Source organism: Nonomuraea harbinensis (assembly GCF_019396385.1).
Lineage (GTDB): Bacteria > Actinomycetota > Actinomycetes > Streptosporangiales > Streptosporangiaceae > Nonomuraea > Nonomuraea ferruginea.
The window spans coordinates 1-12,775 of sequence record NZ_JAHKRN010000042.1; the positions used below are offsets into that span (position 1 = coordinate 1).

The window sequence follows — 12,775 nt, forward strand, 5'->3', positions numbered from 1 at the left end:
GCCTGAGTGACCGCTCCGGCGCCGTGGGCGGGGCTCCCGCCCACGGCGCCGGTTTTGTCGATCGTCACGCCGGCCTGGCCAGCCTGGCGAAGGAGAGCACGACCACCGTGGACAGCAGCCATCCCAGCAGGCCGGCCACGTTGAGCAGCCCCGACACCAGCGAGCCGCCGCCGGTGCGCGTCTCCGGGTACCACGTCGCCCGCTGGCCCAGGGACAGGAGCGGGACGACGGTGTCGACGGTGTAGAAGAGCGGGTCGAAGCAGCGCACCTGGCCGTCGCCGCACGGACCTGGCCGGGGATCCCGGCCGGACACGGTGACGGTGCTGTCGTCCGACGGGGTGGCGGCCTCGACGGTGACCAGGCGGCCGTCCGCCGCGTACACGTTGCCGCGCGGGTCGGTGGCGCGCAGGGTCTCCTGCACGACCGGAGTGAGCAGCATGGCGTAGACGAGGACGAGCAGGGCGCCGAGCAGCCAGAGCACGCGCCCCGGGCGGTAACCGTAGCCGACGGTGAGGCCGTAGAGGGCGTCGATGGTGTCCCTGATCCAGCCGCGCCGGGGCGCCCGGCGGCGCAGTTCCATGAGCAGGTGCTCGGCTTCGACCGGGCGGCCGTGCTGGCGGAAGACCCGGGCCGCCTGCTCGTACGGGCTCGCGTCGTACGAGGTCATGGACCGGAGCCAGTCGCGGCGCTGCCGCCAGTCCCAGGCGTCGTCGAAGCGGTCGTAGACGAAGCCGGAGATCGCCGTGTCGGACGGCCAGCGCGTCACGTCGTCGGCGAGGACCGTGGTGGCCGCGCCGGTCAGGTCGACGTGCGGCGGCACTTCGGCCCAGCGCAGGCGCATGCCCTCGCGCGTGGTGGCAGACACGGCCTTGATGCCGGCGGTGAAGGTGCCGTCGTCGCAGTCGAGCCGGCCTTCCGCGGCGCACCGGTTGAGCACGACCTCGCCGTCCGCGGTGAAGCCGGCGCTGAGCAGGATCGGGCCCCGGATGAGGGCCTGTTCGAGGGAGAGCGCCTGGCCGCCGGGGTTGTGTAAGCGGGCGTTGCGGACGTTGACCACGCCGCCGACCGTCGCGGCGCGGAAGCCGAGCCGGCCTCCCTCGGTCTTCACCTCCCGCATGTTGACCATGCCGTCGATCACGGCGCCCTGGGCGGAGATGACGGAGGTCTCCTCCGGGTGGCTCCAGCGGGTGCCCCGCAACGTGAGGTCGCCCCGGATGTGGGCGCCGGCCAGGCGGAGCGTGCCCGCGACGGTCGCGCCCTCCTCGATGAGGAGTCTCGACCGCAGCTCGGCGTTGGTCAGGTCGAGGGCGCGGCCGCCGGGGACGGTGAAGACGCTCTCGCGGCTGATCTGGATGGTGCTGAACGACCCCATGCTCAGGTCCACGCCGCCGCTGATCCTGCACTCGCCCTCGATGCCGAGGGGTCCGCCGACGACGAGTCCGGGGGCGCTGATGGCGGTGCCGGTGCTGCGGCCGCTGGTGTAGTTGACGCCGGTCACCGGGCCTGTGGGGTCGATGGTGGCATTACGGATCAGGACATGTCCGGAGATGCGGGTGTTGCCGAGGTCGATCCGGCCGCGGACCAGCGGGCGCCTGCCGGTCTGGTCGTCGATGAGGAACACGCTGCCGCCGATCTCGGCGTCCCCCAGGTCCAGCGCCAGGTCCTGCTGCGGGCGGGTGAGGCTGGCGCCGGTCAGGTCCAGCGAGCCCTCGACCCGCGCGCCGATCAGCCGCAGCGCGCCGCGTGCCTCGAACCGGTGCAGCAGCCGGATCGTCCCGCCGACCCTGATGCGATCCGCCTGGATCGCCCGGCCCTCGGACTCGATGAGCGTGTCCAGGCAGAGCAGGCGCCCGCCGATCTCCGACTCGCACAGCCAGACGGCCGCGGTGGACGAGGTGCTGGCGGGAGTCCGGAGGTCGCCGGTGATGCGGGACCTGGACAGATCCAGGTCCCGCCGTACGCGCAGGCCGTTGGCCAGCAGGCCGGGGACCGCGCAGCCGTCGAGCGCCAGCAGGTGGAGGTCGGCGCCGTCCAGGTCGAGGGGCTCGTCGAACACGCACCTGACGAAACGGAGCGGGAAGGTGACCGCCATCCCCGTCAGGTCGAGCCCGCCCGTGATCCTGGCCCCCTCGATCACCAGGCCGCGGGGGTCGATCTCCGCCGGGTCCCGCCGGCACACCTTGCGCACGAGATCGGCGTCGACGACGAGCTCTTCCCCGCGTGACGCCCGCACGACCTGGCCGGCCCGGCAGGCCCGCAGCAGGGCGGCCTCGCCGAAGGACGTCACGACGGGTACGCGATCGCAGACATGGCCATGAGGCCAACCTAGCGCTTAATGATCTCCGCGTCCCGGGCGGACGCTAGCCGCCGTACAGCCCGGCGAGGCGCTCGCGGAGGTCGGCGCCGTAGTCCCGGTGGTAGACCTGGGCGGAGCAGTAGACGGGGCCGCCGTTACGTGACAGGCCGGACGTCCAGGTGGCGGCGTTCTCGACGCCGGGGTCGCTCAGCTGGATGCCGGTCAGCGCGATGTCGTCCACGCTCACGTCGACGAAGTAGTTCGTCACGCCCTTGAGCTCGAACAGCCGCCACTGGAGTTTCGCGCTCGTCCGCCCGGCCAGCTGGTCCGTCAGGTCGATCGTGGCCTTGGTCCACGTGTCCTTGGCGTCGGCGGTGACGTCCCGCTGCCACACCAGTTTCCCGTCCACGAGAAGCTGCTTCTTGTGGTGGCCGGCCGGGCTCTCGGAGCCACGGCCGTCCCGGTGGTAGAAGGTGACCGTGCGCTTGGTCGCTCCGGGCGTCAGCTGGACCGTGCGCTCGGCGCCGCACCACATCCCGGCCTTGGTCGGAGTGCCGGACTCGACGACGAAGCTCAACCGTCCGTCGCCGGTGCGGGAGAGGTCGTCGGTCGCGGGGCGCGTCCAGTTGGCGTCGCGGGGCATGAGCGGGAGCTTGTACTGGATGACGCCCGCGGCCTCTCCCGCGCGGACGAGGTCGAGCGCCTGCTTCGTGATCGTCTCGACGTAGGACACCGTGGGCTTCTGCGCGGCGTGGCTCAGCGGGTGCGCGTACGGCATCACGTAGACGTCGGTGCCGGGAAGGCGCTGGGCGAGCTGCTTGACCTGGTAGGACAGGCTCCACGACCAGGAGGTGTCGCGGTGCGGCGAGTCCCTGAACGGGAAGATCACGCCGTCCAGGAGCGGGATCTGCTGGGCGATGAAGTCGTCAGTGAACTGCTTGTAGTAGACGGTCGGGTTGAACGTGAACGCCGGGTTGACCGCCTTGGCGGCGTCCCTCATCTGGCGGACGTACGCGGGGGTGAAGGTCTTCCCGATGTCGTAGGCGTAGTCGTCCACGGTCCAGCCGGCCAGGTTCGGGTGAGTCTTGGAGAGGGTGGCGAGCTCGCGGGACCAGGCCACGTAGTCGTGCTTGAACGGACGGGAGACACAGCAGCCCTGCTGGCTCGGCGAGTACACCATCACCCACACCTTGATCCCGGCGTCGGCGGCGGCCGGCAGGAACTCCTCGCGCAGGTCCTCCCAGTGCACGTTGTCACCGGCCATCGGATAGACGTACGTGTTCACGTTGAGGGCCTTCAGGGCCGCGATCATCGCCTTGGTGTCCATGTGCCTGATCCCGTCGTCCCGTGGCGCCTCCTCCCTGATGAGGTTGCCTTCCGTCCCCCGCACGCCCGGGACGTCGGCGTGGACGACGCCGGGGATGAGCGCCGGCAGGAGGGCGGCGAGGGTCACGAGCGCCAGACGGGTCACGGGGGTCCTTCAAGATCAGACGATGGAGGGCCGTCAGCCTAGTCACCTCCGGTATGCCGGCGGTAAATCGTCAGCTCACGTGCGGCCAGCCGTCGGCGTCCCAGGCGAGCCGGTTGAGCCCGAGCTTGGGTGTGCCGCCGTCGTCGCCGTCGTAGTAGTGGTAGACGAGCACGTCGCGGCCGCGGTCGCGCATGACGCTCTGGCCGCCGGGGCCGACGAAGCGGCCGTGGGTCTCCAGGAGCAGGGTGCCGCCGCCGGTCATCATCGGCTGCCCGTCGCGGCCGGTGTACGGGCCGGTCGGGCTGGTCGAGCGGCCGACCTTGATCTTGTAAGTGCTGTCCAGGCCCGCGCAGCAGCGGTCGTAGGAGGCGAACAGGTAGTAGTAGCCGCCGCGCTCGACGATGTCCGGCGCCTCGACCGCGTACGGCGCGTCGGGGCGGGTCGCGAGGTGGTACAGGGTGCGGTCCTTCTCGTGCCGCAGCCCGGTACGGGGGTCGAGGCGGATCATGCGGATGCCGGTCCAGTACGAGCCGAAGCTCAGCCACCAGCGGCCCTCGCGGTCGACCAGCAGGTTGGGGTCGATGGCGTTGTGGTCCATGCCGAGCTCGGTGGCGTACACGATGCCGCGGTCGGTCCAGCTTCCCGGGCGGCCGGTGCGGCTGGTGGCCAGGCCGATGGCCGAGTGGTTGCTGCCGAAGCTGGAGACGGCGTAGTACATCAGGTATTTCCCGCGTTCGTGGGAGATGTCGGGGGCCCAGGGGTCGTTCTCGGCCGAGTACGTGCTCCACCAGGCCGGCGGCGTGTCGAACGCGTCGCCGGCGCGGGTGAACGTGACCCCGTCGGCGGAGGTGCGGGCCTCCAGGTGGCCGTGGGTGGAGTACAGGACGTAACCGAACGGGGTGCGGATCATCGTCGGGTCGTGCACGACCGTGTCACCGGCGACCTGGCCGGGCGGCGGGTAGGCCAGCGCGGGAGTGGTGTTGAGCAGCAGGGTGACGACGGCCGCCATGACGGTGATGGCTGGGCGCACGATGGGTCCTCTCCTGGTGGGGGGTGGAGGAGACCGTGCGCCAGGGGTCGAGGGGAATATAGACACGAATCATGACAACGGTCAATGCCCTTGACTGGCGGTGGCAGTCGGCGTACTTTCATGCGGACACGCAGTGATAACGCTAACAGCGTCGCCGGAGACCGTGCGCCACACAGAACCCGGCCGCGCGGCACCGGCTCACCCCAACCGGGCGAGCGCCTGGTCGTAGAACCGGTCTTGACGTCCCGGCCGTCGGCCCTGGTGAGGGCGATGGTCACGTATCGCGCGCCCGGTCTCGTCCGGATGTCGGTGGTGGCCCCGTTACGCGGGATGCTCCTGCGGGGCACCTTGGCGTTCCTGCCGATGGTGCGGACCACCTGCTGGTCCGAGATCGTGCGCGCCGGGCCAGCCCAGGAGGCGGGCGCCCAGGGTGGCCGTCTCCAGGGCGTGCCGTTGGATGGGCCGGCCGAGGCCGTAGCCGGTGAGCCGCTGGATCCGGCCGATGGTCTCCTTGCGCAGGATGTCGGCGATGCGGCGGGCTTCCGCCCACGAGCCGCGGCCCGCAGTCTCCCGGCACGAACATTGCCGACGACCGGCAAAGTCGGCGGAGGACCCGGCGGAACACCGCCCGGACACGCCGTCCCCGCGACCGCGCACAGTGATCGATCCCACGTGAGGAAGGCCTTTTTCAGGGGAGGGGGCATGTCATACGGGCACGAAGGAGGTACTGGTGGCGGGTGACGCGGGATCGATCCGGGTGGGGGTCGAGGAGGAGTTCCATGTGGTCTCCCTGGACACCCGGCGCCTGACCGGGCACGCCGATCTGTTGCTGGAGCAGTTGCCGCCCGATCGTTTCACCCACGAGCTGCAGCGTTCGATGGTGGAGTCCAACAGCTCGCCCTTCCTGCGGCTGGACGACCTGGCGCGGGACCTGGGCGACCTGCGCGGGCGGCTGATCGGGCTGGCCGACGAGGCGGGCCTGGGGATCAGCGCGGCGGGCAGCCCTCCGCTGGTGGACATGCACGAGCTGAAGGTCTCCCCGGACCCCCGCTACGAGCAGATGCTCAGCGACTACCAGCAGCTCACCCGTGAGCAGCTGATCTGCGGCACCCACGTACACGCGGAAGTGGACGATCCGGACCTGGCCGTCGCCGTCGCGCACCGGCTGACGCCGTGGCTGCCGCCGCTGCTGGCGCTGTCGGCCAGCTCCCCCTACTGGGACGGCGACGACACCGGATACGCCAGCTACCGCAGCCTGGTGTGGCGGCGCTGGCCCACCGCCGGTCCCATCGCGAAGTACGACTCCGCCGCCGAGTACAACGAGATGATCAAGGAGCTCATCCGGTCGGAGGTGATCAGCGATCCCGGGATGATCTACTACGACATCCGGCCGTCGCAGCATGTGCCCACGGTCGAGCTGCGGATCTGCGACTCCTGCCCCCGGCTGGAGGACATCGTGCTGATCGCGGGGCTGTTCCGGGCGCTGGTGGCCAGGGAGCTGGAGGCGGTGCGCCAGGGCGTGGAGCGCGAGGTGCACCTGGAAGCGGTGCGGGCGGCGACGTGGCAGGCGGCGCGATCCGGGCTGGAGGGCGAGCTCATCGACCCGGTGGGCGGCGTGCCGCGGGCCGCGCCCATGGTGATCCGGCGCCTGGTCGAGGGCCTGCGGCCGCAGCTGGAGGAGTCGGCGGACTGGGAGCTCGTCTCCGGGCTGACCCGGGAGGCGCTGGCGCGGGGCAGCTCGGCGGCGCGCCAGCGCCAGGCGTTCGCCCGCCGGGGGCGGCTGGCCGACGTCGTGGACCTGCTGCTGGCCGAGACCCGGGCCTGTGAGTGGAACCGGCCCCTCGGCGACTCCCCGCCGTACCGGTCCGCGGCGTCCTGAAAGGGAAAGGCGATGTGCGGGCTGAGCGGTGAGATCCGCTTCGACGACGCGGAGGCGGACCTCGGCGCCGTGGGCCGGATGACCGAGGCCATGCGCGACCGCGGGCCCGACGGCTCCGGCCTGTGGTCGCACGGGCCCATCGCCCTCGGCCACCGCCGCTTGAAGATCATCGACCTGTCGGAGAAGGCGGCCCAGCCCATGGTCGACGCCGAGCTGGGCCTGGCTGCGGTGTTCAACGGCTGCCTCTACAACTACCGGGAGCTGCGCGCCGAGCTGCGCCGCGCGGGCTACCGCTTCCAGTCCGGCTCCGACACCGAGGTGCTGGTGAAGGCGTTTCACCGGTGGGGCGCCGGATGCGTGGACCACTTCACCGGCATGTTCGCGTTCGCGGTCGCCGAACGCGGCGGCGGCAGGCTCACCCTGGGCCGCGACCGGCTCGGCATCAAGCCCCTGTATCTGTCCGAGGACGGCCGGCGGCTGCGGTTCGCCTCGTCGCTGCCCGCCCTGCTGGCCGCCGGCGGGGTGGACACCGGCATCGACCCGGTCGCCCTGCACCACTACATGACCTTCCACTCGCTGGTGCCGGGCGAGCGCACCATCCTGGCCGGGGTCCGCAAGCTGCCCGCGGCCACCGTACGGGTGATCGAGGCGGACGGCACGAGCACCGAGCACCGCTACTGGGAGCCCCGCCACCGGCGCCCGGCGGCGCCCGCGGACGACGGCGAGTGGCGCAGGGCCGTCCTCGACGCGCTGCGCACGGCGGTGCGCAGGCGCATGGTCGCCGACGTGCCGGTGGGCGTGCTGCTGTCCGGCGGGCTGGACTCCAGCCTGATCGTGGCGCTGCTGGCCGAGCAGGGGCAGCGGGAGCCGGCCACGTTCAGCATCGGGTTCGAGCCGGCCGGCGGCGAGCAGGGCGACGAGTTCGCCTACTCCGACCTGGTGGCCCGGCGCTTCGGCACCGACCACCACCGCATCCGCGTCCCGGACTCCCGCCTGGCGCAGGGGGTGGAGCAGGCGGTGCACGCGATGAGCGAGCCGATGGTCAGCCACGACTGCGTCGCCTTCCACCTGCTGTCGCGGGAGGTCGCCGGGCACGTCAAGGTCGTGCAGTCGGGCCAGGGCGCCGACGAGGTGTTCGCCGGCTACGACTGGTTCCCGCCGCTGGCCGGGGTGCCGCGCGAGCGGGCCGCGGACACGTACCTGGAGGCGTTCAGGGACCGCCCGCACCACGACCTGGCGCGTATCCTCGCGCCCGATCACCTGCTGGACTCCGACGTCAGCGGCGACCTCGTCCGCGCCCACCTCGCCAGGCCGGGCGCGGACACCGCGCTGGACGCCGTGCTGCGCCTGGAGACCACCGCCATGATGGTCGACGACCCGGTCAAGCGGCTCGACAACATGACGATGGCGCACGGCCTGGAGGCGCGCACGCCGTTCCTCGACCACGAGCTGGTCGAGCTGGCCGCGGCCTGCCCGGCCGAGCTCAAGCTGGCCGGCGGCGGCAAGGGCGTGCTCAAGGACGCCGCCCGCCGGATGCTGCCCGCCGAGGTCGTCGACCGGCCCAAGGGCTACTTCCCGGTGCCGGCGATCCGGCACGTCGAAGGGCGGCTCCTCGACCTCGTCCGCGACGCGCTCACCAGCCGGGCCGCCCGCGACCGCGGCCTGTTCCGGCGGGACTACGTCGACCGGCTCCTCGCCGACCCCGGCCGCGACAGGGCGGCGACAGGGGTGAACACGCTGTGGCAGCTCGGCCTGCTGGAACTGTGGCTGCAGGCCCACCTCGGATGACGCCGGAGATCATCGGCGGCCTGTCGCACCTGCCGTCGGCCGCCAGCCTGACCGCGTGGAGCTGCCTGGCGCCCGCCCTCGCCCCGGACGACAGCGCCGTCGCCTTCGTCAGCGACAGGGACGGCTCTCCCCGGGTGTGGATCCAGCCGGTCGGCGAGGACGCCGAGGCGTGGGTCGTCGACACCGGGCCGCAGCCCGCCGTCGACGTGAGCTGGGCGCCGACCGGTGCCCGGCTGGCCGTGCTGCTGGCTCCGGGCGGCGGCGAGCACACCCAGGTCTGGACGGTGCGGCCGCACGGCGGCGACCTGCGCCTGCTCTCCGCCCCCGCCGGAGGGTCGGCCGCGCTGGTCCGCTGGACGGGGCGGGGCGAGGAGGTGCTGGTCGCCGAGACGTCGGCCGCCGGCCACACCCACGCCGTGCTGGCCGACGCCGCCACGGGCGGGCGCCAGGTCATCGCCGCGGGCCGGTTGCTGTGGCCGGCCGCCATCAGCCGCGACCACGCCACGATGCTGCTGCGGCGGGGCCCGCGCGGCCGGCGGCACATGTACGTGGCGACCCTCGTCGCCGAGGCGCTGGGCGCGCACCTGCCGAGCGGGGAACGGCCGCTGCTCTCCGGACTGCCGGGATCCACCGACGCCGGCGCCCTCTCCCCCGACGGCCGCACCGCGTACGTGGTCTCCGACGCCGGCCGCGACCGGGCCGCGCTGCTGGCGGTGCGGCAGGGCGCGGACGCGGTCGTGCTGGCCGAGCGGCCGGACGCCGAGCTGGACCGGTTCGCGCTGAGCGCGGACGGGCGCCGCGCGCTGCTGGTGTGGAACGAGCACGGCCGCTCCGGGCTGGACGTGCTGGAGCTGGAGACCGAGCAGCCCAGGCCGCTGCCGCCGCCGCCCGCCGACGTGGTGACCTCCGCCAGGATCAGCTGGGACGGCACCCTGGCCGTCCTCGCCGCGGAGAGCCCCGGCGACCCCTCGCACGTGCTGCTGTGCGACCTGGACCGGGGCGGATACCGGCGGGTCGCGGGCGCCCGCCGGCTGGCCACGGCGGCGGGTGCGGAGCTGGTGCGCTTCCCCGCCCGCGACGGCCTCGTCCTGGCCGCCTGGCTCTACCGGCCGCCGCACGTGCTGGGGCCGGCGCCGTTCCTGGTGTTCCTGCACGGCGGCCCCGAGGACCAGGAGCGTCCCACGTTCAACCCCCTCTACCAGAACCTGCTGGCCGCCGGGATCGGCGTGCTGGCCCCGAACGTGCGCGGCTCCGGCGGATACGGGCGCGCCTTCCGGCAGGCGGACGACCGCGAGCTGCGCTTCCGCGCCGTCGACGACGTGGCCGACTGCGTGGCCGGGCTGGTGCGCACCGGCGCCGCCGCGCGGGACCGGATCGCCTGCATGGGCTGGTCCTACGGCGGCTATCTGACCCTGGCCGCGCTCGTCACCCATCCGGGGCTCTTCCGCGCGGGCGTGACCGTGAGCGGCATCGCCGACTTCGAGACGTTCTACGCCCGCAGCGAGCCGTGGATCGCCGCGGCCGCGGTCAGCGAGTACGGACACCCGGAGACCGACCGCGACCTGCTGCGCGCCCTGTCGCCGCTGCGCGCGTTCGACCGGCTGGCCGCCCCGCTGCTGGTCGTGCACGGGGCGCACGACACCAACGTGCCGCTGTACGAGGCCGAACAGGTCGTCGACGCGGCCACGGCCCGCGGCGTCCCGTGCGACCACCTCTTCTTCGAGGACGAGGGCCACGAGATCCGGCGGATCGGCAACCGGATCAGCTTCGTGACCAAGGTGGTGGACTGGCTGACGAACCGCCTGCACATCCACGGAGCCGGGTGACCGCCGGACCGCAGGGTCACTTCAGCAGGTCCCCGGCCTCCGCCGCGACCGCGTCCACCGGCACGTCGGTCACCCATGACACCTCGTGCGCGCACCGACCGGCGTGCGGGTCGAGCCCGCCCGCGCCGCAGACCGGGCAGGCGGGCGTCCACGACACCAGCGGCCGGTGGCGGTGGCGGGAGAGCGGGCCAGCGTTGATCAGGTTGCCGCACCAGTAGACCGCCACCGTCGCCGTCCCCACCGCGGCCGCCAGGTGGCGTGGCCCGGTGTCGTTGGCCACCAGCAGATCGCACCGCTCGTACAGCGCGGCCAGCCCGCCCACGCTCAGCTCCCCGGCGACCGCGGCCGGGGGCCGCCGCATCGCCCCGGCCACCCTGGCCACCAGGTCGCGCTCCGCCCGCGACCCGGTGACCACGACCGGCCGGCCCAGCCGGTCCGCCACCGCGGCGAAGCGCTCCGGCGGCCACCGCCGCCTCGGGTCGTTGGCCCCCGGATGTATCGCGACCAGCCCTTCCGGCAGCTCGCCCAGCTCCGCCCGGTCGCGCGCCGTCACCGTCAGGCGCGGCTCGGTCAGGCTGGTGTGGCCGCCCACCAGTGCCGCGACCTCCAGATACCGCATCGTCTCGTGCTGGAAGTGGATGTACCGCACCCACCGGTCCAGCGGCGGCGCGTCCGGGGCGCGGAGCCCGGCCGTCGTCCCCGCGCCGAGCGCCCGCACGAACGGGTTGGAGTAGCGCCCGCCGCCGTGGATCTGCACCGCCAGGTCGAAGCGCGACTCCCGCAGCCGCTCCAGCAGCCCGGCAGGCGCCCGGTGGCCGTCCTCGGAGGTGGACACCCCGGTGATCGGCGGGAGCGCGATCACCTCGTCCACCGGGCCCGGCCGCCCGGCCAGGAAGTCCGCGTGCCACGGCAGGGCGAGCAGCGTGAGCTCGGCGTCCGGGTAGGCGTTCCTGATCGCCTCGACGCCGGGCAGCGCCAGCAGGAAGTCGCCGAGCGCGTTGGCGCGCAGCACCGCGATCCGCCGCACCCCGGCGACCGTGCTCACGGCTGTTCCAGGACGGTCGTCGGCGGCTCCAGACGGTAGGCCCGGCCCGCTCCCCCGTACCGCTCCCTCACCCGCGGCCGCCTCACCACGTCCTCGTACGCGGACTCCGCCGGCGGGTCGTCCGCGACGGGCGCCCGCGACCGGTCGGAGATCACCACGCGGGCGCCGGTCACGCGCCGCGCCGCCAGGCCGGCCAGGGTGACCAGCACGGGACGGTCCCTGGCCGGGACGAGCACGTCGAGGTCGCGGGCGTCGGGCACGGTTGCCGGGCTACCCCCGCCTCCGGGGCGACAAACCAGACAACCTTGCTGACCTGGGCATACGCCGGGTCACCGGTCCGGGCGTTCTCCGGCGCGGCGCTCGTCGCGCTGGTTGGCGCGCACGCTGGTGAGCGTGACGGTGAGCAGGACCGTGACGATGACGCCCAGCGAGGCGAGGGTCGGGATCTCGGGGACCTGCGGCCAGATGCCGTGCGCCCAGTGCAGGACGAGCTTGACGCCGATGAACGCCAGGATGAGCGCGAGCCCGTGGTTGAGGTAGCGGAGCTTGCTGAGGGCTCCCTGCAGCACGAAGTAGAGCGCCCGCAGGCCGAGCAGGGCGAAGGCGTTGGTGGCGAACACCAGGAACGGGTCCTCGGTGACGCCGTAGACGGCGGGCACGGAGTCGACGGCGAACACGATGTCCGTGGCGAAGACCGCCACGATGGCCAGCGCCAGCGGGGTCAGCGCGTACCGCCCGGCCTCCCTGACGACGAGCCGCGAGCCCCGGTAGTCGTCGGTCACCGGCACGAACCGGCGCAGCAGCCGGATCGAGCGGATGGAGGAGATGTCGACCTCCTGCTCCCGGCCGCTCGCCGCGTCCTTGAAGACCTTCCCGGCCGTCAGCACGAGGATCGCGCCGAACAGCAGGAACGCCCACGTGCCGCTCTGCAGGGCGGCGGCGCCGAGCGCGATGAAGACGGCCCGCAGCACCAGCGCCCCGATGATCCCGTAGAGCAGGACACGCTGGGCCAGCGCGGCCGGCACCGCGAAGGCGCCCAGCAGCAGCATGAACACGAACAGGTTGTCCACCGACAGCGACTTCTCCACGACGTAGCCGGTGAAGAACTCCACCGCCACGGTGGACCCGGCCCACGCCCACAGGCCGAACCCGAACACCACGGGAAGGGCCAGGTAGAAGATCGACCAGCCGGCCGCCTCGCGCATCCGCACCTCGTGCGGGCGCCGCGTGACGACGAAGTCGAGTACGAGCAGGGCGACCAGCCCCGCGATGGTGATCGCCCACAGCTGGGGTGAGGCGATCGTCTGCAGTTCGACGGCAGCCAAGACTGACGTGGCGGGCATGCATCCTCCTCGAACGCTGAGCCGTTCGAGGTCTCCTTCACCCGCTTGACGCGGGCGGCCGCCCGGGGACCCGCCACAGGTCCGTACTGACCGGGTT

Annotated in this window: 10 protein-coding genes; 3 read left to right on the plus strand and 7 right to left on the minus strand. The window is 72.9% G+C overall.

Annotated elements, in window-relative coordinates:
- Positions 1-64: 64 nt before the first annotated feature.
- From KME79_RS32710 to KME79_RS32725, 4 genes are all read right to left on the minus strand, one after another.
- On the minus strand, positions 65-2,287 hold the full coding sequence (locus KME79_RS32710; RefSeq protein ID WP_219548666.1) for a hypothetical protein: 2,223 nt from the start codon (positions 2,285-2,287) through the stop codon (positions 65-67).
- A 73-nt stretch (positions 2,288-2,360) separates the two neighbouring features.
- Positions 2,361-3,767 (minus strand): hypothetical protein, encoded by a 1,407-nt coding sequence (locus KME79_RS32715; protein ID WP_219548668.1) that lies wholly within the window; start codon positions 3,765-3,767, stop codon positions 2,361-2,363.
- A gap of 70 nt (positions 3,768-3,837) precedes the next feature.
- The gene (locus KME79_RS32720) at positions 3,838-4,797 is read right to left on the minus strand and encodes an arabinan endo-1,5-alpha-L-arabinosidase (protein WP_261808618.1); all 960 of its coding nucleotides are present in this window, start codon (positions 4,795-4,797) and stop codon (positions 3,838-3,840) included.
- Positions 4,798-5,118: 321 nt separating this feature from the next.
- Entirely contained in the window at positions 5,119-5,454 is a 336-nt protein-coding gene (locus tag KME79_RS32725; protein WP_219548671.1) for a hypothetical protein, read from the minus strand.
- Between the two features lie 73 nt (positions 5,455-5,527).
- Between KME79_RS32725 and KME79_RS32730 the strand changes: the two genes are divergently transcribed.
- Genes KME79_RS32730 through KME79_RS32740 form a run of 3 tightly spaced genes read left to right on the plus strand, consistent with a single transcriptional unit; the run spans position 5,528 to position 10,290 of the window.
- Positions 5,528-6,676 (plus strand): carboxylate-amine ligase, encoded by a 1,149-nt coding sequence (locus KME79_RS32730; RefSeq protein WP_219548673.1) that lies wholly within the window; start codon positions 5,528-5,530, stop codon positions 6,674-6,676.
- Positions 6,677-6,688: 12 nt separating this feature from the next.
- On the plus strand, positions 6,689-8,464 hold the full coding sequence (locus KME79_RS32735; protein WP_219548675.1) for an N-acetylglutaminylglutamine amidotransferase: 1,776 nt from the start codon (positions 6,689-6,691) through the stop codon (positions 8,462-8,464).
- Positions 8,461-10,290 (plus strand): S9 family peptidase, encoded by a 1,830-nt coding sequence (locus tag KME79_RS32740; RefSeq protein WP_219548677.1) that lies wholly within the window; start codon positions 8,461-8,463, stop codon positions 10,288-10,290. The genes KME79_RS32735 and KME79_RS32740 overlap by 4 nt, the downstream gene beginning before the upstream one ends.
- A gap of 16 nt (positions 10,291-10,306) precedes the next feature.
- Here KME79_RS32740 and KME79_RS32745 read toward each other — a convergent pair whose 3' ends face one another.
- The 3 genes from KME79_RS32745 to KME79_RS32755 all read right to left on the minus strand — a co-directional run bounded on the left by KME79_RS32745 (position 10,307) and on the right by KME79_RS32755 (position 12,678).
- On the minus strand, positions 10,307-11,335 hold the full coding sequence (locus KME79_RS32745; RefSeq protein WP_219548679.1) for a glycosyltransferase family 9 protein: 1,029 nt from the start codon (positions 11,333-11,335) through the stop codon (positions 10,307-10,309).
- The gene (locus KME79_RS32750; RefSeq protein WP_219548681.1) at positions 11,332-11,595 is read right to left on the minus strand and encodes a hypothetical protein; all 264 of its coding nucleotides are present in this window, start codon (positions 11,593-11,595) and stop codon (positions 11,332-11,334) included. Before KME79_RS32750 ends, KME79_RS32745 begins: the two co-directional genes overlap by 4 nt.
- 69 nt (positions 11,596-11,664) lie before the next feature.
- Positions 11,665-12,678 (minus strand): TerC/Alx family metal homeostasis membrane protein, encoded by a 1,014-nt coding sequence (locus KME79_RS32755; RefSeq protein ID WP_148032189.1) that lies wholly within the window; start codon positions 12,676-12,678, stop codon positions 11,665-11,667.
- Positions 12,679-12,775: the final 97 nt, after the last annotated feature.

What these genes read in the sequence shown, in the direction of transcription:
- KME79_RS32735 (WP_219548675.1), top strand. Translation starts at nt 6,689, where the DNA reads ATGTGCGGGCTGAGCGGTGAGATCCGCTTCGACGACGCGGAGGCGGAC.
- KME79_RS32740 (WP_219548677.1), top strand. Translation starts at nt 8,461, where the DNA reads ATGACGCCGGAGATCATCGGCGGCCTGTCGCACCTGCCGTCGGCCGCC.
- KME79_RS32755 (WP_148032189.1), bottom strand. Translation starts at nt 12,678, where the DNA reads ATGCCCGCCACGTCAGTCTTGGCTGCCGTCGAACTGCAGACGATCGCC.